At 56.8% G+C, this 21,977-nt stretch carries 16 protein-coding genes and 3 pseudogenes; 8 read left to right on the plus strand and 11 right to left on the minus strand.

Annotated elements, in window-relative coordinates; genetic code table 11:
- Window positions 1-30 precede the first annotated feature (30 nt).
- A complete protein-coding gene (fecA, locus tag ND528_RS24465; protein WP_263471399.1) occupies window positions 31-2,364 on the plus strand; it encodes a TonB-dependent Fe(3+) dicitrate receptor FecA in 2,334 nt (777 codons plus the stop codon).
- A gap of 378 nt (window positions 2,365-2,742) precedes the next feature.
- Here the strand turns inward: fecA and ND528_RS24470 are convergent, their stop codons facing one another.
- A complete protein-coding gene (locus ND528_RS24470) occupies window positions 2,743-3,150 on the minus strand; it encodes an HPF/RaiA family ribosome-associated protein (RefSeq protein ID WP_130910818.1) in 408 nt (135 codons plus the stop codon).
- Between the two features lie 200 nt (window positions 3,151-3,350).
- Entirely contained in the window at window positions 3,351-4,298 is a 948-nt protein-coding gene (locus ND528_RS24475) for a LysR substrate-binding domain-containing protein (protein ID WP_263471400.1), read from the minus strand.
- Between the two features lie 135 nt (window positions 4,299-4,433).
- On the opposite strand from ND528_RS24475, the gene ND528_RS24480 reads away from it, so the two are divergent.
- The gene (locus tag ND528_RS24480) at window positions 4,434-5,810 is read left to right on the plus strand and encodes an L-serine ammonia-lyase (RefSeq protein WP_263471401.1); all 1,377 of its coding nucleotides are present in this window, start codon (window positions 4,434-4,436) and stop codon (window positions 5,808-5,810) included.
- A gap of 263 nt (window positions 5,811-6,073) precedes the next feature.
- Window positions 6,074-6,391, plus strand: a complete 318-nt coding sequence (locus tag ND528_RS24485; protein ID WP_016771632.1) for a DUF3509 domain-containing protein — start codon at window positions 6,074-6,076, stop codon at window positions 6,389-6,391.
- Here the strand turns inward: ND528_RS24485 and ND528_RS24490 are convergent.
- Window positions 6,388-6,660 (minus strand): annotated as a pseudogene (locus ND528_RS24490) (phosphate-starvation-inducible protein PsiE); the annotation flags it as partial. The gene ND528_RS24485 and the pseudogene ND528_RS24490 overlap by 4 nt on opposite strands.
- Before the next feature lie 479 nt (window positions 6,661-7,139).
- Here ND528_RS24490 and ND528_RS24495 point away from each other — a divergent pair.
- Together ND528_RS24495 and ND528_RS24500 are read left to right on the plus strand one after the other, a co-directional pair.
- Window positions 7,140-8,207, plus strand: a complete 1,068-nt coding sequence (locus ND528_RS24495; protein ID WP_263471402.1) for a DUF262 domain-containing protein — start codon at window positions 7,140-7,142, stop codon at window positions 8,205-8,207.
- Window positions 8,208-8,250: 43 nt separating this feature from the next.
- Complete coding sequence (locus ND528_RS24500) at window positions 8,251-8,883, plus strand: MAE_28990/MAE_18760 family HEPN-like nuclease (protein WP_263471403.1); 633 nt, start codon at window positions 8,251-8,253, stop codon at window positions 8,881-8,883.
- Between the two features lie 142 nt (window positions 8,884-9,025).
- On the opposite strand, the gene ND528_RS24505 is transcribed toward ND528_RS24500, so the two are convergent.
- Together ND528_RS24505 and ND528_RS24510 are read right to left on the minus strand one after the other, a co-directional pair.
- The gene (locus ND528_RS24505; RefSeq protein ID WP_263471404.1) at window positions 9,026-9,463 is read right to left on the minus strand and encodes a phosphate-starvation-inducible protein PsiE; all 438 of its coding nucleotides are present in this window, start codon (window positions 9,461-9,463) and stop codon (window positions 9,026-9,028) included.
- 137 nt (window positions 9,464-9,600) lie between these two features.
- Window positions 9,601-9,855, minus strand: a pseudogene (locus ND528_RS24510) (phosphate-starvation-inducible PsiE family protein); the annotation flags it as partial.
- Window positions 9,856-10,202: 347 nt separating this feature from the next.
- Here ND528_RS24510 and ND528_RS24515 point away from each other — a divergent pair.
- Window positions 10,203-10,457 (plus strand): annotated as a pseudogene (locus ND528_RS24515) (YebG family protein); the annotation flags it as partial.
- 157 nt (window positions 10,458-10,614) lie between these two features.
- Here ND528_RS24515 and ND528_RS24520 read toward each other — a convergent pair.
- Window positions 10,615-11,634 (minus strand): Glu/Leu/Phe/Val dehydrogenase family protein, encoded by a 1,020-nt coding sequence (locus ND528_RS24520; protein ID WP_016771635.1) that lies wholly within the window; start codon window positions 11,632-11,634, stop codon window positions 10,615-10,617.
- 184 nt (window positions 11,635-11,818) lie between these two features.
- Here ND528_RS24520 and ND528_RS24525 point away from each other — a divergent pair, with 184 nt between their 5' ends.
- Window positions 11,819-12,622: a SirB1 family protein gene (locus ND528_RS24525; protein ID WP_130910821.1), complete on the plus strand. Its 804-nt coding sequence runs from the start codon at window positions 11,819-11,821 to the stop codon at window positions 12,620-12,622.
- An 89-nt stretch (window positions 12,623-12,711) separates the two neighbouring features.
- Here the strand turns inward: ND528_RS24525 and ND528_RS24530 are convergent, their stop codons facing one another.
- The 4 genes from ND528_RS24530 to hmgA form a co-directional block, all read right to left on the minus strand.
- A complete protein-coding gene (locus ND528_RS24530; RefSeq protein WP_263471405.1) occupies window positions 12,712-14,082 on the minus strand; it encodes an MFS transporter in 1,371 nt (456 codons plus the stop codon).
- Window positions 14,083-14,242: 160 nt separating this feature from the next.
- On the minus strand, window positions 14,243-14,878 hold the full coding sequence (maiA, locus tag ND528_RS24535; protein ID WP_263471406.1) for a maleylacetoacetate isomerase: 636 nt from the start codon (window positions 14,876-14,878) through the stop codon (window positions 14,243-14,245).
- A 12-nt stretch (window positions 14,879-14,890) separates the two neighbouring features.
- On the minus strand, window positions 14,891-16,195 hold the full coding sequence (fahA, locus tag ND528_RS24540; RefSeq protein WP_263471407.1) for a fumarylacetoacetase: 1,305 nt from the start codon (window positions 16,193-16,195) through the stop codon (window positions 14,891-14,893).
- Window positions 16,196-16,198: 3 nt separating this feature from the next.
- On the minus strand, window positions 16,199-17,503 hold the full coding sequence (gene hmgA, locus ND528_RS24545) for a homogentisate 1,2-dioxygenase (RefSeq protein ID WP_263471408.1): 1,305 nt from the start codon (window positions 17,501-17,503) through the stop codon (window positions 16,199-16,201).
- 163 nt (window positions 17,504-17,666) lie between these two features.
- On the opposite strand from hmgA, the gene ND528_RS24550 reads away from it, so the two are divergent.
- Window positions 17,667-18,446, plus strand: coding sequence for an IclR family transcriptional regulator (locus ND528_RS24550; protein WP_130910825.1), 780 nt, complete (start codon window positions 17,667-17,669; stop codon window positions 18,444-18,446).
- Between the two features lie 42 nt (window positions 18,447-18,488).
- Here ND528_RS24550 and ND528_RS24555 read toward each other — a convergent pair whose 3' ends face one another.
- Window positions 18,489-21,944 (minus strand): dermonecrotic toxin domain-containing protein, encoded by a 3,456-nt coding sequence (locus ND528_RS24555; RefSeq protein ID WP_263471409.1) that lies wholly within the window; start codon window positions 21,942-21,944, stop codon window positions 18,489-18,491.
- Window positions 21,945-21,977: the final 33 nt, after the last annotated feature.

The raw sequence follows: 21,977 nt of genomic DNA on the forward strand, positions 1-21,977 counted from the left end.
CCTTGATTCCACCTTCTCAGGATCATCCACATGCAGCCCACCCGTCTTACGCCACTGACCCGCAGCCTGCGCAATCTTCTGCTCGGCGCCAGCCTGAGTTTCACCGCCCTGCCCGCTGCGCTGGGCGCCGAGACCAAGGTTTATCACATCGCCCCGACGTCGCTGGAAACCGCGCTGAACCAGTTTGGCCGGGAAGCCGGCGTACTGATTTCCTTCGGTTCACAAGTCACCAGCGGTGTGCAGAGCCGGGGTCTTGAGGGCAGTTACACGACGCAACAAGGCCTCGATGCCTTGCTCGAAGGCACCGGCCTGCAAGCCCGCGCCGAAGGCGACAATGCCTTCAGCCTGCAACCGCTGGCTGACGCGGCGCTGGAGCTGGGCACCTCGACCGTGGTCGGCGACTGGCTCGGCGATGCGGCGCAGATCAACGTCTTCGAACACCCGGGCGCGCGCGATGTGATCCGCCGCGAAGAATTCGAACGCCAGGGCGCGACCCAGGCCCGCGATGTGCTCAATCGCATCCCCGGTGTGAATGCGCCGGAGAACAACGGCACGGGCAGCCATGATATGGCGCTGAACTTCGGCATTCGCGGTTTGAATCCGCGCCTGGCCGCACGCTCGACAGTGCTGATGGACGGCATCCCGGTGCCGTTCGCGCCGTATGGTCAGCCGCAGCTGTCGTTCGCGCCGATCAGCATGGGCAACATGGATGCGGTGGACGTGGTGCGCGGCGGCGGCGCGGTGCGTTATGGCCCGCAGAACGTCGGCGGCGTGGTCAACTTCGTGACCCGGGCGATTCCCGACGAGCCAACGGTCAAGGGTGGATTCCAGACTGAAACCAGCCCATCGTCGAGCCACGACGGTTTCAAGACCAGCGCCAATCTGCTGGCCGGCGGCACCAACGCCAACGGCCTCGGTGGTGCGCTGTTGTACTCCGGCACCCGTGGCGGTGACTGGCGCGAACACAGCGATACCGAGATCGACGACCTGATCCTCAAGGGCAAGTACCAGCTCGACGAGGCCAACAGCTTCAACGCCATGGCCCAGTATTACGAAGGCAAGGCCGACATGCCCGGCGGTCTCAACGTCGCCGATTACGATGCCGATCCGTATCAGTCGACGCGACCGAAAGACCAGTTCTGGGGCCGCCGCACGATGTTCAACTTCGGCTATCGCTATCAGGAAGATCGCCGCGAATTCACCGCCAACACCTTCTTCACCAAAACCCTGCGCAGCGGTTATCTGGATCAGGGCACATTCCTTTCGTTGTCGCCGCGCGAGTATTGGGTACGTGGTCTGGAAACCCGTTTCGCCCAAGGCTTCGATCTGGGTCCTAGCAGCCACGAAGTCGGCGTCGGCTACCGCTACATCAACGAGGCCGGCCACGAACTGCGTTATCGCACGCCGATCAGCGCCAACGAATACCCGACCACCAGCAGCCGCAACGACCGCGACACTCGCGGTGGTACCGAGGCCAACGCATTCTTCGTCGATGACCGCATCGACATCGGCAAATGGACCATCACCCCGGGCGTGCGCTACGAGATGATCGAGTCGCAGCAGACCAACAACCTGACCAACGTCAAATACAAGGGCGACTACAACACCGCGCTGCCGGCGCTGAACGTGCTCTATCACCTCACCGACAGCTGGAATCTGTATGCCAACACCGAAGGCTCGTTCGGCAGCGTGCAATACAGCCAGATGCCCAATCGCGTGAGCAGCGGCGAAGTGAAACCGGAAAAGGCCCGCACCTGGGAACTCGGCACGCGCTATGACAACGGTGCCCTGCGCGCGGAAATCGGCGCATTCCTGATCAACTTCGACAACCAGTACGAAAGCAACCAGACCAACGACTCGGTGATCGCTCGCGGCGAAACCCGCCATCAGGGCATCGAGACCAGCGTCAATTACGCGCTGGATGACTTGAGCCCGGCGCTGGCCGGTTTCGATGTCTACGCCAGTTATGCCTATGTCGACGCCACCATCCGCGAGGACGGGCCGAACAAAGGCAACCGCGTGCCGTTTTCCTCCAAGCACAAAGGCACGATTGGCGTCGGTTATACCGAAGGGCCATGGAAGCTGAATCTGGACAGCAGCTTCCAGAGCGACCAGTTTGCCGACAACGCCAACACTTCGAAGGAAAGCGCCGATGGCAGCACCGGCAAGATCCCCGGCTACATGCTGTTCAGCAGCCGCGCCGGGTATGACTTCGGACCGCAGTTGTCTGATCTGAACGTGGCGGTAGGAGTGAAGAACATCTTCAACACGCAGTACTTCACACGCTCGTTCGATGACAACAACAAGGGCAAGTACGTGGGGGAGCCGCGGACGGTTTATGTGCAGACTTCGGTGGCGTTCTGACCGCAACCCATTGAAGATCAAAAGCCCCTCACCCTAACCCTCTCCCAGGGGGAGAGGGGACTGACCGAGGTGTATTTACGATTTGCGCTCGCCTGCAATATCGAGCCGAACGCTGGACTTGAAAACAACCGGAATCGGCCCCCTCTCCCAGACGGAGACGGAACTGACCGAGGTGTATTTACGATTTACGCTCGCCTGCAATATCGAGCCGAACGCTGGACTTGAAAACAACCGGGTTCGGCTCCCTCTCCCTCGGGAGAGGGCTGGGGTGAGGGGCTACGGTCTTAAACCCTGCGAGCAATCACCAACACCACAAACAAAAAAACGGGCCTGCATCAGCAGGCCCGTTCTCCTTTGGTGACTTGTGAACTCAGCGCATCAACTGTTGATCGCTGCCTGTTCGTTCTCATCGAATTCTTCCGCCAACAGCTTGTCATTGGCCTTGCCGGTAAACGGCACTACAGCGGCGCGTGGTTTACCTCGCAGTTTGCCGAACAGGTGCTCCAGTGCGTGCTCAAGTTTTTCGGCAGCGCCGTCGATTGCCAGTTCCAGCGAATCGGCTTTGTGGGTCACGGAAATCGGTTGGTGGCCTTTTGGCCGCGCTTCCAGCTGGCAGCGCAAGTCATGGGGACCTGGTTTGTCACCGTTCTCGTCGCTCAGGTGGACTTCGACACGGGTCAGGTCTTCTTCATAACGTTCGAGCGTGCTCTCAATAGTTGTACGTACCCACTCCTCCAGTCGCTGACTACTTTGAATATGGTTATCGCTGTTGACTTGGATTTGCATAGTTCATCCCTTATTTCAGCTAGCTCGCTGGAGGCCTTGAAGTGAATTTCCTGACCTCCTGGTTACAACAATCGGCCCGACTGCCGAACATTTCAACCCCTGAAAAAAGAAAAATATTCATTCGCAAAAAAAGCCGGACAACCGAGCGAGGCGCTGTTAATGTCGGGAGTTGGGTCGACCCGCTCCGCAGAAAAATCTGCTCACATCTGCTGCTCATTCAGCGGGTGAAGACTGCGGAAAATTCCCGCCTCCTCCACCAGCCAGTCATGCACAGCGCGCACGCCCGGATGGCTCAACGCCCCCGGCGCATACAGCAGCACATACCGTTTATGGTTGGGCACCGACAAGCCGAACGGCACGATCAACGTGCCGCGCTCCAGCTCATCGTTGAGCAACGTGCGCCGGGCAATCGCCACGCCCATGCCGGCGATCGCCGCTTCGATGGTCAGGTGATTGCGATTGAAAGTGTGGCCGCGTCGCACATCGGCGCCTTCGAAGCCGATCGCGTTCAAATAGAACTCCCATTCCGCGTATTCGTAACTGCCACGCCAGGCGGTGATGTCGTGCAGCAGCGGGAAATGCACCAGATCGGCCGGCCCGTGCAACGGCGGGCGGCCGCGCAGCAGGCTCGGCGCGCACACCGGAAATATCTGCTCGTCGAGCAAGGCTGTGGATAACAATCCGGGGTAACTGCCATCGTTGAGATCGATGGTCAGATCGAAATCGCCCTCATGCAGCGGCACGCTGCTGTCCTCGGCCACCAGGCGCAACTGGATATCCGGAAAGCGTTGCTGCAAGCGCGGCAGGCGCGGGGTCAGCCACTTGCCGAGAAACGACGGGATCGAACGCAACCGCAGAGTCCCGCTGATCATCCCCGCGTCGAGTCGGCGCAATTCGGCATCGATGCTGCCATAGGCTTCGTTGACGGTAATCGCCAGCCGCTGCCCCTGCGCACTCAACTCAACGCCCCGCGCGCGCCGATGAAACAGGCGAAAGCCCAGGCGTTCTTCCAATTGACGAATCTGCTGGCTGACCGCGCCCGGGGTGATGTGCAGCTCTTCGGCACAACGGGTGAACGACAGGTGCCGCGCCGCACAGGCGAATACCTGCAGCCAGACGTAGGTCTGGGAATGCAATTGACGACTCATTGTTTAGTCCTGCTAAAGGCTGTCTTAGAAGGTTTCGTTGGTCAGCTCGAACCGAGCGAGGCAGTATCGCCGACATTGCGCTTGTCCGACAAAAAATGGCAGCGATTCCTACTCCATTGCTTGTGAGGGTTTAGCATGGCTATCAGTGTTTTCGATCTATTCAAAGTCGGCATCGGCCCGTCCAGTTCCCATACCGTCGGTCCGATGCGCGCAGCGGCGACGTTTGCCCAGGCTTTGATCGATCAGCATCTGCTCAACGATGTGCGACGAGTTGAAATCCGTTTGTACGGTTCGCTGTCGGCCACCGGCATTGGCCATGCCACTGACCGCGCCACGGTCATGGGCCTGATGGGCGAGTGGCCGGACAGCGTCGATCCTTCGACCATCGATCCACGCATCCAGCAACTGCGCGAAACCGGGCAACTGTCCCTCGCCGGTCAACGTTCGATTGCCTTCGACTGGCAGAGCGATCTGCTGCTGCTCGACGAAAGCCTGCCCTACCATCCCAATGCGATGTCGCTGAGCGCCTTTGGCGCAAGCGCCGAGCTGTTCACGCAAACCTATTACTCGGTGGGCGGCGGTTTCATCGTCGAAGCGGCTGAAGCCGAATCTGGCGTGGCGCCCGCCAGCGACGTGGTGTTGCCCTATGATTTTTCCAGTGCCGCCGAGCTGCTCGCTTTGTGCAAACAGCACAATCTGCGCGTGTCCGAACTGATGATGGCCAACGAGCGCGCCTGGCGCAGCGACGCCGAAATCCGTCACGGCCTGCTGCACATCTGGTCGGTGATGCGCGAGTGCGTCGAACAAGGTTTGCGCCACGAAGGCATCCTGCCCGGCGGTCTGAAAGTACCGCGTCGCGCAGCGAAACTGCACCGCAGCCTGTTGGAAATCGGCAAACCGAATGTGATCAGTTCGACTCTGTCGGCGATGGAATGGGTCAACCTGTTCGCTCTCGCGGTCAATGAAGAAAACGCGGCCGGCGGGCGCATGGTCACCGCGCCGACCAATGGTGCTGCCGGGATCATTCCGGCGGTTCTGCACTACTACATGAAATTCAACCCGGATGCGTCTGACGATGACGTCGTTGCGTTCTTTCTAGGCGCAGCCGCAGTCGGCATTTTGTGCAAGAAAAACGCATCGATCTCCGGTGCCGAAGTCGGCTGCCAGGGCGAAGTCGGTTCGGCTTGCGCAATGGCCGCCGCCGGCTTGGCCGACGTCCTCGGCGCGACACCGGAGCAACTGGAGAACGCTGCCGAAATCGGCCTGGAACACAACCTCGGCCTGACCTGCGATCCGGTCGGTGGTCTGGTGCAAGTGCCGTGCATTGAGCGCAATGCCATCGCGGCGGTGAAGGCGATCAACGCCACGCAAATGGCCCTGCGCGGCGACGGCAATCACTTTATTTCCCTCGACCGGGTGATCCGCACCATGCGCGACACCGGCGCCGACATGCACGACAAATACAAGGAAACTTCACGAGGCGGGCTGGCGGTGAACTGGGTGGAGTGCTGATCGGCCTGATTGCACTGTCAGCGATCATCGGCCCATTCCTGCCCTGAAAACGCGCCATAAAAAACGGCGAGCCCCGAGGCTCGCCGTTTTTTTCGCCGTGTTTATTGTTCGACAATTTTTCCGGCATGCCCCTTGCTACACCACCCTTGAGGCAAACGGACATTGCAAACCTCAGCGAACGAGATGCCAGTGGTCTGGTGTTGCGAACCAAATCAGATCATGGCCGGTCAACAACTGCACGTTCAATCAGGCGGTGACGCATCATGGACAACCCATTTCAAATCATTACCGATGCTTTCGCGCCGGACTATCAGATCAATCTGAGCATTCAGGGCCTGGACGGCAGCATCATGCTGACCCTGTCCAATGCCGGCCGCATCGTGGCCAAGCGCATGATCAGCGCCGAACAGCGCAACGATCCCGAGCGTTTGAAACGGCTGGTACAAAGCATCCAGTTTGGTATCGCCATCGAACAGGGCCACAGCGCCATGTCGATTCTTGAAGCCATGACCAGCGGCGCCGGGCTGACCCCGCCACCGCCACGCGTCAAAGGCCAGCCGGGCCAGGCGGCGGGTCTTTAGAGCTCGCCCTTCTCCACTTCCGGATGCTCGCTGGAGCCCGTGCCGATCTTGCGCTGCGGGTTCTCGATCTTCACCGAAGGGAATTGCGAGGAAGCGTAACGCACCACCAGGATCGCAAACGCCAGCAGCAGAATGCCGCCGCACAGGTAGATGATGCCCATGTCCGGCGGGTTGTGGTGCGAGACGTTGGAGATCAGCAGGCGCGTCAGCGCGGTGATCGCAACGTAAATCAGAAAGCGCACCGGCATGTGGTTGGTCTTGAAATACATCTGACCAATTCTGAGCAAAAATGTTGACGCAACATCCCACCCAGGCTCCATCCGCATCTCAAAAATCTCTGCCGCACTTTCTATTTTCGAAATTCTCGCCCAAGACATTTGCACTCAGTTGACATTGCTATCCTTGACACTATGATGGCACTTGGCCTACGCGTATTAGATGGTTTTTCTAGGAAAGCAAATCACCTTAGACAACGGAAGTCTCATGATTATAGAAAACCGCCTAGAAACATTAGAACTTTTGAAATTGCTGATCACATACCTTGCTGGTCTGATGGGCTTGTATCATCCGCCGCGACCGCAACACATTACATTAGCCGACAGCGTAACAATTTATACATTCTGGATTCGATTACAGGCAACTCCAGTATAGGTACCAAAAAACCACACAGACTCGTTGGTAAGCTTTCGCCTTATCGCTAACAGACCTAACTCAAACAATCCTGAAAAACCAAACTTAAGGACATTATATGCCATCTAAGAAAATAGATGATTTGGAAAATCAAATTCTAGAGCAGCAGAAAACCGTAGACTTCGACACTAGAGAGTTCACGATTGAGATAATTGTTCAAAAATACCTTGAAAATATTGACTCGGACGAGAATGAAATTTATGTTCCTGACTACCAAAGGGAGTTTGTTTGGGACGTCATTAGGCAGTCTAGGCTTATAGAATCCATAACTCTCGGCCTTCCTATCCCCATCATATTTGTTGCTGAGAACTCTAGCGGTCGATTAGAAATAGTCGACGGTTCGCAGCGTGTAAGAACATTAGCGGCATTCTTAAATGGCGAATTAAAGCTGAGTAACCTTGAAAAGCTTACAAAGATGAACGGATTTAGTTTTAGTGAACTACCAATCTCAAGACAAAGAAAAATAAAAAACACACCCATAAGAATGATCGTTCTTTCAGAATACGCCACTGAAGATGTCAAGAATGACCTATTTGAGAGAATCAATCGGGGTAGCGATCTTCTACGAAACATGGAAAAACGCAAGGGAATTTATCGAGGCCCATTCACCAGTTTTATATATGACGAATGCGCAAAGAACCCCCTTCTTAAGGCACTCGCACCTCTCGCAAAAACAGTCGACAACCGTCAAGAACATGAAGAACTGATCCTAAGATTCTTCACATTAATAGACAACGCCCCGAAGTATTCATCCTTCAACAAAGGAGTTGGCTATACGCTTGATGACTATCTGAAAAATCAAAATTTAAATTTCACTGAGAATGAGAAACAAATAAAGAAAAAACAGTTTGACGACATGCTGAATTTCGTCGCAAAAAATTACGAGCACGGATTCTGCAAACGCCCAGGCCAAGGAGTGTCTCGTATATTCTTCGAAGCAATATCTGTAGGCTCTCATTTGGCCCTACAAGAAAGACCCGATCTTACATTGAATAAAATCAACGTATCCACATGGCTGAGCGACCGTAATTTCCATTCTGCGGTGGCAGGTAAATACCATACCCATACTCCTGAAAAGATACGACTCCGAATCGACTACGTAACAAGAAAATTGATTGGCGCATAAGCATACTGCAACAAGGCAGCTTATAGCTGCCTTTCGGAGATTTATGAAACAGATTCTAAATGACAAAAATTCGCGAGCAAGCTCATGCACAATACTTTTAAACCACATTAAAGAACTTGAAGAAAAAGCCGGAAAAATTTTAGAGTCATCAATTATTAAATCCAGCCTATTAATTATGCTCTATAACAACATAGAAGCAACCGTATACGCTGCCTTTGAAAAGATCCACGCCACCGCCAATGCTATTGAGTATGAAGATCTTTCTATTTTCACAAAGAAAATATGCACCAACTACCACTTCAACAACCCTAAGTATGCATTTGAGAACATAGAGAAGATACTCTCCAAGTCATTATCTCTACCGCTGCTAGAAGAGTATGGAAAAAGAATCAATTTATTTTCTGGGAATCTTGATGAAAAGAAAATAAATGCTATAGCTAAGGTGTATGGCATACCAATAACAAAGCCTTCAGGAACCAAAAACATGCTAGTCGTCAAGCAAAAAAGGAATAAACTAGCTCATGGCGAAGAGAGCTTTTTAGCATCTTGTCGAGGATATACCTCAAAAGACCTTTCACAAATACAGGAAAGTTGCGAAGACTTTTTATCTAGATTCATAATCAATGTGGAATTATATTTAAATAAGCGAATGTATTTAAAAAAACCAGCCGTTTGAATTGGTAGAACACAGTCGAGGCTAGCTTTGGAAAGCAATGACAATCCAAAGCCAAGCTCTCATAAATCAATGTTACTCAGACCAATCCTTCCTCCTCACCTACGGCCTCTGATAAAAACTCGATATCGTCCATCTATGAAAATCACTCTGCTCTTTCCTTGGCAGATGGAAATCTTGCTGACGCAAATCGCACAACTAAAATAGAAATAGAAAGCAGCACCACCCCACCAGTCAGGTAGAGAATCCCTTCGTCTGGAGACTTGTGATGCGAAACGTCGCTAATCAGCAGTCGAATTAAAGCGGTTACGCCTATGTAGAGCAGAAACCTGAGCGGCATATGATTTGTGCGAAAATAGATTCCGCTCATCGCCAGCAATTCGAGATAAATGAACAACAGCAGAATGTCATCGACGCTGATTTTGTCTTGATGAAGCATGTCGATGAATGTCGTAATACCTGCATATACAGTGATCGTACCGATTCCAAACAGGGCGAGGTAGTGAAACAGTTCAACCCCAAGATTCCCAAGGCTGTTCGCCCCTGCATGCAACCTTAGCCGCATCCTATCTGCCCATTTCATACTACCCCTCCCCTCGCACACCAAACCAATAAAAAATATCTGAACAGAAATTCAGAGCCTCAGAAATGCGACCTATGCCATAACCTATGATTTTTCTGGTTTTTCTAAATTTCGAAGGACCGAGAAAAATTGTTAGTAACGGGTAGCTTGGTCTTGAAATAAATCCCGACCATCGCGCCCAGTTCCAGATAGATGAACAGCAACAGAATGTCATCGATCTTGATGTGCCCGACTTCGAGCATCCCGAGAAACTCCATCACCGCCGCCCACGCCGTCACCGCACCGATGGCAAACAGCGCCAGGTAATGAAAGGTTTCGACGAACAGGTTGCCCAGGGACTCGGCCAGTTGATGCACGTTACGCCGCAGTTTCTCGGCCCAGTTTATTTTCACGATGAGTTTCCTTAGCCCGTTTCGGGCGGATGATGCGTATCGCACGTGACGGTTTTGCGCGCGCGCCTTGTTGCAATGGTTTTCATGCAGGTTCAGGGCCACGCATCATGGCGATCCGCCGCAAATCCCGCGCCGTGGCGTTTGGTCGCAGGCTCGCGGCTTTGCACAATCCCCGTGGGAGCGAGCCTGCTCGCGAATAGCAGCCACACCGTCGCCCTGACAAACGCCAAATCCGGTCTACATTGAAAAGCCACTACCCATGGCGCAGGGATTCGCTTATCCTTTTCGCTGTACATGGATACAGTAGTCGTCAAGACAACTTAACGTGAAGGCATGTGAGGTGGTGAATGGCCGTCGAAGTGGTATACCGCAGCAGCCGAGATCTGGAGCGCTTGTTCATGGATAAAGCCGAAGCTGATCGTCATGACAAAATGCTCGAACTGGCCGAATATCTGGCCGATGTGCTGCAAAAAGCCGTTCCGTCCCTGACCGAACAGCAAGTGGAAGAAGCCGGGATCTACATGGCGAAGAATCGCGATGTGTTCGCCCGGGCGTTCAAGAGCCAGCCCGATGCGCTGTCGGAGCTGATCAACGCGCCGGCCGAGCCTGTCGAAAAAGCTGAAGCGGCAGAACCTGACGAGGCGCCGGCGAAGCCCGCCAAAGCAGCGAAAGCGCCGAAGTAATTACAAAGATCGCAGCCTTCGGCAGCTCTTACATTCTGAGTGTAAGAGCTGCCGAAGGCTGCGATCTTTTGCTTTTTTAGCGATACAAAACTTTCTCCGCCAACTCATCCGCCACCCGCGCCGGCGAACGTTTTTCCGCCTGCGCGTGAGCGAAGACTTCTGTGAGCCGCGAACTGATTTTCGACAGATGCGCCGTAATCGTCGGCAACTCCTCGCCACGATGTTTAAGCGAAACGTAAATCAGCCCGCCGGCATTGATCACATAGTCAGGCGCATAAAGAATCCCGCGCCGTTCCAGTTGATCCGCCACATCCAGATGGGAAAGTTGATTGTTCGCCGAACCGGCCACAGCGGAACAGCGCAGTTGCGACACCGAGTGACTGTTGAGCACACCGCCCAACCCACAAGGCGCGAGAATGTCGCACGGCGTGCTGAGCAATGCGTCGTTGGCGATCGGGTGAGCATTGAGCTGTTCCATCGCCAGTTGCACTTTGCCGTGATCGATGTCACTGACCAGCAACTCGGCGCCCGCCGCGTGCAGTTGCTCGGCCAGTGCATAACCGACATTGCCTAGCCCCTGAATCGCGATGCGCAGGCCTTCGAGGTTGTCGCTGCCCAGACGCGCCATCGCCGTGGCGCGAATGCCGGTGAACACGCCCATGGCCGCATGCGGTGCCGGGTCGCCTGCCGAGGTGGTGCTGGTGACATGCCGCGTCTGTTGGGCAATGCAGTCCATATCCGCCACTGAAGTACCGCTGTCGATCGCGGTGATGTAGCGACCGTCGAGCTGCTCGATGCAACGGCCGAAAGCCTCGAACAACGCGGCGCGATTCTCGACATGGGCCGGGCGCACGATCACCGCCACCCCGCCGCCCTGCGCAAGGCCGGCCAGCGCGGCTTTGTAGCTCATGTTTTGCGCCAGGCGAATGGCGTCCTCGACCGCAGATTCGTCGTTGGGATAGGCAAGGTAACGGCAGCCGCCCAGGGCTGGCCCCAGGCGACTGTCATGAATGGCAATGACCGCCTTCAACCCGGTGACCGGGTCCACGCTCAGGTGCAGCGATTCCAGGCGAGTGCTTTGCATGAGAGCGAACATCGACAGGCTCCCGAATCACTTCTTGTAGAACGCCAGTATAGGCTTGCCCCTGAAAATTGCTGGCGCGCACCGGCATGAGCCGCCGAGCGGACAATGTTGCGCCGCTATAACTCGCGCTCAACGCGCCCGGTACTGGACGAACAACCCGGACGGGGCTAAAACGAGGCATTGGAGGGAGATTCAGATGAGTGCGCGCCAACGCTTTTTCGAATGCCTGCATCGTTCACCGCCAGCCCTGCTGGAAGCTGCGCTGTGGATAAGTGCCGAGCACGACAAAACCCTCGAGCCCGAGGCATGGTTGCGCACCTTCAAGGATCTGCAACTACGCGTCAGCTATGGCCTGCCGATGCTGCCGGTCAGCGAACTGGCGCAACCGTTGTTGCGGCGCATGGTCGATCTCGGTTTTGCACAGGATGATTTCCTGCCGCTGCGCCCACAGGCGGCGCTGCTGCACCGCGTGTTGCACACCCAGCGCGGTCAGCCGCTGGCATTGGCGTTGATCGCACTGGAACTGGCGCATGGCCTCGAGATTCCTTTGGTCGGGGTCAACTTCCCCGGGCATTTCCTGTTGCGGGTACCCGGCGCCGACCACTTGCTCGACCCTTGCGGCGGGCGACGCTTGTATCCCAACGACTGTCGCGAACTGTTGCAACGCCAATACGGGCCGAACATGCAGCTCAGCGCCGAACATTTGCTGAGCGCAACGCCAGTGCAGATGCTGCAGCGTCTGTCACGCAACCTGCGCCAATTGCACCTGACCCACGACGATTACATTGCCGCGCTGATCGACGCGGAACGAGTGCTCGAACTGGGCGGCGCCAAAGCCGCCGATTACATGGCCCGGGCCAGTCTGTATCAACGGCTGGACTGCCCAAACGCCGAGCGCTTCGACCTTGAGCACGCGTTGCTGCTCAGTGAAGACCCGATCCAGCGCCTGCGCCTGACCGAACGCCTCGGCCATCTGCCGCCCAACTCCGTCGTGCATTAACTACCTTCCGCGGGCTGCCCCCATCCTTGAGGCCCCACAAACCTGTGTGGGAGCGAGCCTGCTCGCGAAGCAGGCACCTCAGTCTCCGGTCAAACCACGTTATCGTTCTTCGCGAGCAGGCTCGCTCCCACGGTGGCTCGGGAGGCATCAGTGGGCGAGCGCACCTGAATGATCAGCAGTGCGGCAATCACCGCCGGGATCGCGCAGAAGAAGAAAATCTGCGCCACCGGTATGTGCATCGCCAGCAGCAGGCTGCCGAACAGCGGCCCGAGGATCGAACCGAAACGGCCCACACCCAATGCCCATCCGGTGCCGGTGGCACGCACATGGGCCGGGTAGAAGTTACTGGCAAAGGCATTCAGCGTCAGTTGCCCGCCGATGATGCAGAACCCGGCGGCAAACACACAGGCCACCAGAAAACGCGGATCGTCGTGGTTGAGCCCGAGCAGAATCGTGCACAGCGCCGCCCCTGCCAACACCCCGGACAGCAGGCGCACCTTGCGTTGCAAACGGTCGGCGAACCAGGCCATGCAAATCGCTCCGAGGGTCCCGGCGAACAGGAACATCGACGTCACCAGATTGGCTTCGTTGAGTTTCAATCCGCTTTCCAGCAGCAGCGTTGGCAGCCAGCTGATCATGAAATACAACAGAATCAGGCTGACAAAAAACGTCGCCCAGATCAGCAAGGTTGGCCGCGCGTAGCCGTTGCGAAACAACTCGACCACGGTCAGTTTGCTGCCCTGCTCACGCTCGTTCTGCTCGACGCTGGCCAGCGGTGGCTGCCAATCCGGCAACATCTGCGCGCTGACTTTGCGCAGCCGGGCATACGGCGGTGCATCACGCAGCAAACGCGGCAGCGATTCCGGCAACATCCACCAGAGAAACGGGAACAGCAGCAACGGCGTCACGCCGCCGGCGAGGAACACAGCCTGCCAGCCGAACTGATCGATGAAACCGGCGGCAACAAAACCGCCCGCCGCCCCACCGAACGAGAAACCACAGGCAGCCAGCGTCACCATCAGCGTGCGCAGACGCGGTGGTGAATATTCCGACATCAAGGCCATGGCGCTGGGCATCGCGCCGCCCATGCCGATGCCGCAAATGAATCGCGCGATCATCAGCGTGTTCAGCGAATCGGCGAAAACCATCAGCACCGTCAGCGTGGCGTAGATCAATACGCAGGCAAGCAGAATGCGACGCACACCGAAGCGGTCAGCCAGCGGCGTAACCGCGAGCGACCCGAGGGTCAGGCCGAGCAGGTTGGCACTGAAAACCGGCCCGAACGCGGATTTTTCCAGCCCCCAGTCCTGGGCCAGCGCCGGCACTACATAACCGAGCACCTGGGCGTCATAACCGTCGGTGACCAGCAGCAACGCCAGCAGAATCAACAGCAACCACTGATACCGGGACACAGGCCGGGCGTCGAGCGCCGCACGGAAACTGGCAATCTGGTTATGCATCGCAAGGTACCTGTTTTTTGTTTTTATGATTATTTCGCTATTGCCACCTCGATCCCTGTGGGAGCGGGCTTGCCCGCGATGGCGGCGGCACATTCAACACAAGGGTGTCTGGACGATCGCTATCGCGGGCAAACCGCCCCCACAGGTTTTTGGTCTTCAGTTACGGGGTGTCCGGTTGATTGGCAGGATGCGCGTTGATAAACGCCGGATGTTCAGCCGCCAACGCAGCCACACGGCAAATCTTCGGATACGCCTCCAGGCTGACGTTGAACCGCTCTGCGGCATACAACTGCGGAATCAGATACACATCCGCCACACACGGCCATTCGCCAAAACAGAAACCGCTGTCGCCGATCAACTGCTCCACCGTCGCCAGCCCTTGGCTGATCCAATGCCCGATCCACTCCATTACCTGCGTTTCATCCTGCCCGGACTGGCGCAGGCGATTGAGTACGCTGACGTTGTGCAGCGGGTGCACGTCGCAGCCGATCACCGCCGCCACACCGCGCACCCGCGCGCGGGCCAGCAGATCATCCGGCAGCAGCGGCACCTGTGGATAACGCTCCTCCAGATACTCGATGATCGCCGGCGACTGAATCAGCAGCGCGCCGTCATCGGTGCGCAAGGTCGGCACCCGCCCCTGCGGATTGAGCGCCAGATACGCCGGTTGCCGATGTTCACCACCCGACGATGCGATCAGGTTGACCGGCAGCGCCTGGTAATCGAGGCCCTTCAACGCCAGCGCGATCCGCACCCGGTACGACGAAGTGGAACGGTAATAAGTGTAGAGATCCATGAGCCGCTCCCGTCAGCGCGCAGCGATCACGGTGCCGCGACATTCGCCGAAGCCGATCGAGGCAAAACCTTCGCGGGCGCAGCGAGCGCGCAGGATGATTTCGTCACCGTCCTCAAGGAATTTGCGCACCTCGCCTGAGGCCAGTTCGATCGGCTTTTTACCGCCCTCGGTGATCTCCAGCAGGCTGCCGAACTGGCCGTTTTCCGGGCCGGACAAAGTGCCCGAACCGAACAGGTCACCGGCCTGCAATTGGCAACCGTTGACGCTGTGGTGCGCGACCATTTGCGCGACGGTCCAGTACATGTAGCGGGTGTTGCTCAAGGTCAGGCGATGGGCCGGCAGATTCTGCTCGCGCATGGCTTCGGTGCGCAGCAGCACTTCCAGTTCGATGTCGAAGGCGCCGCCGTCCTGATCTCGCTTGTCGAGCAGATACGGCAACGGCTGCGGATCACCTTCAGGACGCGCCGGCTGTGCCGTGCGGAACGGCTCAAGCGCTTCGGCCGTCACCACCCAGGGCGAAACACTGGTGATGAAACTCTTCGACAGAAACGGCCCGAGTGGCTGGTATTCCCAAGCCTGGATATCCCGTGCCGACCAGTCGTTGAGCAGGCAGAAACCGGCGATGTGCTCGGCAGCGTCACCGATGGCAATCGGCTCGCCCATCTCATTGCCCTGGCCGATCCAGATGCCCAGTTCCAGTTCGTAATCCAGACGTGCGCAGGGGCCGAATACCGGTTCGGTCTGCCCGGCTGGCAGCGTCTGGCCTTTCGGCCGACGCACGTCGGTGCCGGACGCTCGCACCGTGGAAGCGCGACCGTGGTAACCGATCGGCACGTGCTTGTAGTTCGGCAACAGCGGGTTATCCGGACGGAACAGTTTGCCGACGTTCTGCGCGTGCTCGATGCCGACGTAGAAGTCGGTGTAATCGCTGATTCGCGCCGGCAGGTGCATCTGGCAATCGGCAGCCAGTGGCAAGACTTTCGCGCCTTGCGCTTCGATGCTGCCGCGCAGGGTGCTGCCTTCACTGAACAGTTCGACCAGGCGTTCGCGCAGGGCAACCCGCGCCTCACGGCCAAGTTCGAAGAACGCGTTCAACTGCCCGCCGTGCATGGCTTCCACCGCACTGCGTGCGACACCGTCGAACAGCCCGGCCTCAAGCGCCACCTGCAAATCGAAGATGTGCTCGCCAATCGCTACGCCCGCGCGCGGCGTCGAACCGTTGAGACTGAACACGCCCAGCGGCAGATTCTGCAAGGGGAAATCGCTGTGACCGTTGGCCGAAGCGACCCAACTGCGGGGGATGGAATTCTGTGTCATGGGTTATCTCCGGGTCGGGTCGAACGTGGCGGGCAGCGAGGCCCAGCAAGCGTCATAACTGGATTGCAATTGAGGGCAGTCGAGGGCGAAACGGCTTGGGCGCAGCACCTGGCTGGTCTCGAACATGAAGGCCATGGTGTTATCGATTTTTGCAGGTGCAAGCTCGGCGTTGATCGCCCTGGTGCAGGTCTCGCCGTCGGGGCCGTGGGCGCTCATGCAGCTGTGCAACGAGGCGCCGCCGGGCACGAAACCTTCAGCCTTGGCGTCGTATTCGCCCTGGATCAGGCCCATGAATTCGTTCATCAGGTTGCGATGGAACCACGGCGGCCGGAAGGTCTTTTCGGCGACCATCCAGCGCGGCGGGAAGATCACGAAATCGAGGTTGGCCAGACCGTGCACGCTGGTCGGCGAGGTCAGTACGGTGAAGATCGAAGGATCGGGATGATCGAAACTCACTGTGCCGATGGTGTTGAAACGGCGCAGGTCGTATTTGTACGGCACGTTGTTGCCGTGCCAGGCGACCACGTTGAGCGGTGAATGATTGAGTTCGGTGGCCCACAACTGGCCAAGGAACTTCTGCACCAGAGTGGTCGGTTGCTGGAGGTTTTCGTAGGCAGCGACCGGGGCAAGGAAATCCCGTGGATTGGCCAGACCGTTGCTGCCGATCGGCCCCAGATCCGGCAGGCGCAGCGGCGCGCCATGGTTCTCGGCGAGGTAACCGCGTGCCTGCGGGTCGAGCAATTCGACGCGGAATTTCAGGCCACGCGGCAGCACGACGATTTCCAGCGGCGCCACTTCGAGTACGCCCAGTTCGGTGGCGATACGCAGGCGACCGAGTTGCGGCACCAGCAGCATTTCACCGTCAGCGTTGAAGAACACCCGCTCCATCGAACGGTTGGCGGCGTAGTTATAAATGCTGATGCCGGACGGTTTCTCGGCGCCGGCGTTTGCGGCCATGCTGACCAGGCCATCGATGAAATCCGTCGGTTCGGTCGGCAGCTCCAGTGGATTCCAGCGCAGGCGATTGGGCGTCACTTCACCCAACGGTCCGCCGGCCAGTTGCCGTTCCAGTTTGACGAACGCCGGGTGATTGGCCGATGGCTGAATCCGGTACATCCAGGTGCGGCGCGCTTCGCTGCGCGGCATGGTGAACGCGGTGCCGGAGAACAGTTCGGTATACAGGCCGTATGGGGCTTTTTGCGGGGAATTCTGGCCAACGGGCAGCGCGCCGGGCAACGCTTCAGTGCTGAATTCGTTGCCGAAGCCGGACTGGTAAACCAAGTCCTGCGCGGTTGAATCGAGGTTCATGGAGCCTCCTGAACAGGGAGTCGGCAATGGCCCATCGCTCTGGCTCAGAGGTCTCGGCACGCCGGGGTTGTTATTATCGTAATCTGATTACGCATAACGTAATTTGCTCGCTATCCAGCGTCAAGCTATAAAGACGCCCACTCGAACCGGAACCGCCAGCCCCATGGAAAAAACCAGCGACAGCAACGGCAAACAGAAAGTCCGCTCCGCCGAGGTCGGCACCGACATCCTCAAGGCTTTGGCCGAGTTGTCACCGTCGACTTCGCTGTCGCGTCTGGCCGAACACGTGCAGATGCCGGCGAGCAAGGTGCATCGCTATCTGCAGGCGTTGATTGCTTCGGGATTTGCCGAACAGAACGCCGCCACCAACCATTACGGCCTCGGTCGCGAAGCGCTGCGGGTGGGCCTGGCCGCGCTCAACAGCATGGACGTGTTGAAGGTCGCTGCCCTGCCGCTGTCCGAGTTGCGCGATGAACTCAACGAAACCTGCTTCCTCGCGGTGTGGGGCAATCAGGGCGCAACCGTGGTGCACATCGAACCAGCGGTGCGCGCGGTGACGGTGGTGACGCAATTGGGTTCGGTGCTGCCGCTGCTCAGTTCGTCCACCGGGCTGGTGTTCAGCGCTTACCTGCCGCATCGGGAAACCGACGACTTGCGTGAGCAGGAAATCGCTGTCGCGGAGCATCCGCTCAAGGATGAAACAGCCTATGCAGCGCTGTGTGAACAGATCCGCGAACGCGGTCTGCATCACGTGCATGGTTTGTTGATGCCGGGTGTGGATGCGCTTTCTGCGCCAGTGTTCAACGCGGTCGGGCAGATCGCTGCGGTGCTGACCATCGTCGGCCCGACCTCGCTGTTCCACGCCGACGAAAACGGCCCGGCGGCGCAGCGGTTGCTGGCGGCTACGCGGGCCGTGAGTTGGCGGATGGGCTACGAACGATAACGCTCTTGCCCATTGAACGAGCGGTAACTATTCACAATACGATCAATGAACGGTGGTTTTGCTCAGGCTGGCATCAGCGCCTTCCATCAACGTGTTGAACAGTTCGACGAGTATCTCTTTCAAGTCTTCCTGGCCGGTGTAATACGTGACCAGTTCCGCAACCGTCCGCGCGTCCTCGAACAGGCTGAGAAACGACCGCTGTGCATGGGTGACTTCCTTGACCGGGTTACCCGCCGCCACGGCTTTGCCCAGGGTCAACAGGCCGGTCAGTGTTTCCTGCACATGTCCCAGCGCAGCGCGGTAGTCGCCTCGTTTATGCGATTGAGAGGCGTCGTAAATGCTTTTCATCATCTGCACAGCCACCACGACAGTGCCCACAGGAGGCACCAGCAGGCTCACGATGTTTGCCGCTTTCAACAGGTTGTCGTAAACCAGACCGACGATGATTTCATTGAGACTGGTGGTGCGCTCGTCGATATCACTCAATGCACGGCGCACTCGCTCGTCATGGAAAGTGAACAGATCCGGCAGTAACGACCGCTGCTGCGTGCGAATGACCGGTTTGGCATCGACTGTTGCAACCAGCTTGTCGAAATAGTCGTTGATCACCTTTTGGTCTACCAGCAGTATCCGCTCGCTGTAGTAGCTCCTGAACGGATCGTTTCGCAGACGAATCGAGGGAATGAACTCAGCGATTGGCCGGAAGCTGACCAGGTCCGGCGCATCCGGCGTATAGAGCAAATCGGCGAACCCTGAAGACAGCTTCAGTCGGAAAATATAAACGCCGCCAACCGTACGATCCCCGGCAGTCGTCAGACCCAGCGCGCCGATATTGAATTTATACACACCGACGTCACCTTCGGAGACGCTATTGGAGATTGACTCATAGCCGCCGCTTTCTTTCAGATTATCGATGACCCGTTGGATGGCCGAGAACGACTCCGTGGATAACCTGCCGTTGGTAAAGTCGGCAAAAGCATTGCAGTACATCTCACAGCGGATTTTGCAGGCGTGCACTGCACGTTTGAATGCGTAACCGGGATGCGCCTTGTTCTGATATTGCTCTTTCAGCATCGCGGCATATCGATCACCTGGACGGAACGTTTTCGACAGCGAGGACAGGTCTCGGATATCCAGTTTTTCAACGAGGGGATGCCCATTCACCAAATAGTACTTCGGGCTGAATTTCGTTTCGTAAGCTGGGTTTACCGCGTCAAAAGCGAGCCCCTCAAGCAATAGGTCGGTAACGCTTTTACGGAAATCTTCGGTCTGAACAATAATCTGGTCAGGATTGACCGAAACGTTGCTGCCACGTGTACGCAAAATATCTTCTATCTGAGTTTTCACCGAGTCATAGGTGAACTGCTCAAATGTCGGGAAACCATTGTCTCGAGCATCAACCGTAGACAGCGCCTTGAGTTCGGTGGACAGGCGCGAATAGCGCTTGCGGCCTTCAACGCCAAGCGCTCGATAACCTACTGGTGCAATAGCCTTGTGCAGGGCAACTTCGGCTCGGTAGGCGGCATTCACGTAATCGGCAAGCGGTGCTTTGGTATCCAGATGAAGATCGGCCGGACGGCTATCGAGGGTGTAGCGATAGCTCAGTTGTGTGCGAGCGCTGCCGAGCAACTCGCCTGCTTCGTGCAGGTAGTCTGGATGGATCAGCAAGGCAGCGTATTCACGATCGGCGGACATTGCCGACTCCAGCCAACGGTTCGCCGCATAAAGATCGGAAAACTTCTGCAGCTCGAATTCACCGCCAGGCATTCTGACCAACATCAGCGAAGGTACATATTCTCTGGCCGAAATAACCAGGACGTCTTTCAATGCCGGCGCCTGCAATCTGATTCGCAAACCCTGGACGGTCACCGCAGGGTCATTGGCCATGGCGCGAGCAATGATATTCGCATCGGTGGAATCCAACTTCCCAGAATGTCGAGCAACGAAAACTGCAAACTCCATCTGGCTATACAGGCAGTTTCGATAAGCCTGCTGATAATCATCGGAAGGCGAGAATGCAAAACTTCCGGCAAACTCCAGTCGCAGGTTACGATGCTCCAGCCATTGTTCTAGCGCCTGCGTCGTCAGCCGGCTTCCGACAGGAGCGCCAATGATAGTCAGATTGGCTTTATAACCATTGTCGTGCAGACCGGAAACAATAAACTCTGTCAGCGTTCGTGTTTCTTCCTGCTCGATAGTTCGCCCGCCGATCTGCAAAGTGTAGGAACTGTGGACACGTATCACTTGCGCATCAAGATGTTCGCCCAGCACGCTGTCTGCCCATTCAGCGAACTTCCGCACCACATAATCCTTGAGTGAAAAACATGCATCGAACGCATTCGAATAAATAGCCTGGTATTGGTCCCTGGACTTTTCCAGCTGGCTATATCGCTCTTGAATGTCGCTACCAGCGGTCTGCAGCCAAAGCGGCCAGTCGGTACGTTTCAGTGCAGCCCAGAGCAGATCGAAGCGGCTATCGATACCGCGGCGCAGCACGTGCAGGCCCTGATTGTCCTGCAGCGCGGATATGAGCGGGTTATCTCGGCTATTGACCAAGGACGACACGCTTTCAAGCTGGCCTTTGAGATGAGTCTCTACACTAAAGGCATAAGGACTTTGCGTGGCTTTCGGATATCTGATCTGGTCGCTACCCAGCAACAGCCGCTTCTGAAGTTCGCGATGCAAATCAACATTCTTGTCAAAATACTCGAAGCCTTTTTCCGGCGTATGCAAGAGGTAAGAGGTGGATTCATTTACCAGCGGCATCTCTGCGCCCGCACGCTCGGCGTTGTCCAGAACGAAACAGGGCTGGCACGCCAGAAGGTAATTCTGCGGCGGTTGCAGGTTGACTTCAAACGCCGCGCGACCGCTGTCCGATCTGAGCAGAAGGGCGAATCGCTCACCCAGCCCGGCATCAAGCACATTGGCCATGACCGACAGCGACAGCTCTGCACTTGTGACCATGGCATAGGCTTGGATGAAAGCCTGCTTATTGGACAACGGCGCACTGTCAGCCAGAACGGCTTTCACGGGCGCCGCCCAGAATTTTGCGATCTCGCCGCGCAACGTTTTTTCCAGTCCGGCAGCTACGGCAGCAATCAGATCTTCGACAATAATGGTGTCGATGATCTTTACTTTGAACTGCTCACTGAACGTGTCCGGCAGATAAAAAACCCCATCGCCGCCCATAATGTAAGCAGGACTGACATTGTTATCGAGGCAGTAAACGGTGACTTCCCAAAGAGTGCCCGAAGGCCGGTCTGCACTGGCGGGAAAAGCAGGATCGGTATTGACATAGACCTTGTCGATATCGACTGTTTTGCCCAGACGTTTCAATTCACCTTGAAGCATATTGCGCAGAATATCCATAACGCTCGGCACGGCGCCGATAATCTTGAACATCTCCGTTTTGACATGGCTTGCCTTTTTCCACTCTTCAGCCCATGAAACCTGTTCACCCAGCGAATCACACATCAAACTTTTAAATAACTTGATCACAACGTTCCCTTACTTGACCATCCAGAGCCGCAA

The organism is Pseudomonas mercuritolerans (assembly GCF_025706525.1).
In the GTDB taxonomy this organism is placed as follows: Bacteria; Pseudomonadota; Gammaproteobacteria; order Pseudomonadales; family Pseudomonadaceae; genus Aquipseudomonas; species Aquipseudomonas mercuritolerans.